The 2,013-nt window shown below is 65.2% G+C and carries 3 protein-coding genes; all 3 read left to right on the top strand.

The features are described from left to right. Window positions 1–85 precede the first annotated feature (85 nt). Entirely contained in the window at window positions 86–487 is a 402-nt protein-coding gene (locus K359_RS0147750) for a transposase (RefSeq protein WP_029085228.1), read from the top strand. Further along, a complete protein-coding gene (gene tnpB, locus K359_RS0147745) occupies window positions 484–831 on the top strand; it encodes an IS66 family insertion sequence element accessory protein TnpB (protein WP_029085227.1) in 348 nt (115 codons plus the stop codon). The genes K359_RS0147750 and tnpB overlap by 4 nt, the downstream gene beginning before the upstream one ends. Before the next feature lie 93 nt (window positions 832–924). Then, window positions 925–2,013 (top strand): IS66 family transposase (locus K359_RS56600; protein ID WP_245284964.1); only part of this gene is annotated, 1,089 nt, incomplete at its 3' end.

The following is a 2,013-nucleotide window of genomic DNA, read 5'->3' as shown; positions in this document are numbered from 1 at the left end:
GTACGCCTCCGGTGGAGGCCGCCTTCCCGGATCGGGTTCGAGCGTGAGATGGTTTGCGCATTAATTCGCAAACAAATGAGCAAACGTGACGACGGTTACGGTTCTGTGCGGTCCTGAGCGGCGACGGCGGAGGACGAGTGCGGAGAAGCTTCGGATCGTGGAGGAGAGTCTGGCGCCTGGGGCCAGTGTTGTCGAGGTTGCTCGGCGACACGACGTTCACCGCAATCTGGTTACGGCCTGGCGGCGGCAGGCGCGGACCGGTGTCCTCGCTTGCGGGGCCGAGCCGATGCAGCGGCAGGATGACGAGGTCGGTTTTGCGCCAGTCTCCATTGCGCCAGACCGGCAACCGTTGACCGCGCCCTCGGGAAGCTGCGGTGCGATCGAGATTGAGTTCGCGGCCGGGGCTCGGATGCGGATCACCGGTGCGGTTGACGCGGCGACGCTGACCGCAGTCGTGGCGGCGCTGACTGATGGACGGCCGCGATGATCCCGTTGCCAGCCGGCGTGCGGGTATGGCTCGCGACCGGCCATACCGACATGCGGAAGGGCTTTCCGTCGCTGGCATTACAGGTTCAGGAGATCTTGCATCGCGACCCGCTGGGCGGCCACCTGTTTTGCTTCCGCGGTCGCCGCGGCAACCTGCTGAAGGTGATCTGGCATGACGGCCAGGGCGCCTGCCTGTTCACAAAACGCCTTGAGCGCGGCCGCTTCATCTGGCCGAGCCCGGCCGAGGGTGTGGTGACGATCTCATCGGCGCAGCTCGGTTATCTCTTGTCCGGGATCGACTGGCGGCACCCACAAGAGACGTGGCGACCGGCATCGGTCGGATGAGGCTTTGAGCTTGCGGATCGTGATGGATGTGATTCCATCATCATCGTGACCACATCTGAATCGCTTCCGACCGATCTTGCCGCTGCGCATGCGATGATCCTCGCGGAGCGCGCCGCGCGCCTGGAAGCGGAGGCGGTTGCGGCGAACGCTAAAGCGGAAGCTGCCAATGCGAAGGCGGCCGAGGCACTGATCCGTTACCTCAAGCTCGAGATCGAGAAGCTGCGTCGCCAGATTTACGGCAGCCGCTCGGAGCGCAAGGCACGGCTCTTGGAGCAGATGGAGCTTGAGCTCGAAGAGCTGGAAGCAACCGCAACCGAAGACGAGTTGGCGGCTGAGAGGGCGGCAGCCAGGGCGCAGACGGTGCAATCCTTCCAGCGCAAGCGTCCGTCGCGCAAACCGTTCCCCGACCATTTGCCGCGCGAGCGTGTCGTAGTCGCCGCACCGCAGAGCTGCCCTTGCTGCGGCTCATCGAAGCTATCAAAGCTGGGCGAAGATATCACCGAGACGCTGGAGGTCATTCCCCGGCAGTGGAAGGTGATCCAGACGGTGCGCGAGAAGTTCTCGTGCCGGGACTGCGAGACGATCACCCAGCCGCCAGCCCCCTTCCACGTGACGCCGCGCGGCTTTGCCGGGCCGAACCTGCTGGCCATGATCCTGTTCGAGAAGTTCGGCCAGCATCAGCCCTTGAATCGGCAGAGCGAGCGCTACGCCCGGGAGGGCATCGATCTGAGCCTGTCGACACTGGCTGACCAGGTCGGCGCCTGTGCGGCGGCCCTGCAGCCGCTCTATCGGCTGATCGAGCGTCACGTCCTCTCCGCCGAGCGACTGCATGGCGATGACACCACGGTGCCGATCCTGGCCAAGGGCCAGACGGTCAAGGGACATATCTGGACCTACGTTCGCGACGATCGGCCGTTTGGCGGGCGGGCGCCGCCGGCCGCGCTCTATTACGCCTCGCGCGACCGGCGGCAGGAGCATCCCACACGGCATCTTCAAAGCTTCTCCGGCATCCTGCAGGCCGATGCCTATAGCGGCTACAACGAGCTGTATGACGCCTCGCGCGTGCAGGGGCCGATCATGTCCGCACTCTGCCGAGTAGGCGGGGGTGTTGCCATCCCCGCCCCTCACAGACCCGGACGAGCGGATTACCCGCATCCGGTTCTTCACGCGCAAGCTTCGCTC

The organism is Bradyrhizobium sp. th-b2, assembly GCF_000426785.1.
Taxonomy (GTDB): Bacteria; Pseudomonadota; Alphaproteobacteria; order Rhizobiales; family Xanthobacteraceae; genus Bradyrhizobium; species Bradyrhizobium septentrionale.
Note: the sequence above shows the minus strand (reverse complement) of the source record. Positions and strands in the feature narration are given on the sequence as shown.

Bases quoted from the DNA above. Each gene is read 5' to 3' on its own strand.
- tnpB (WP_029085227.1), top strand. From the start codon at position 484: ATGATCCCGTTGCCAGCCGGCGTGCGGGTATGGCTCGCGACCGGCCAT.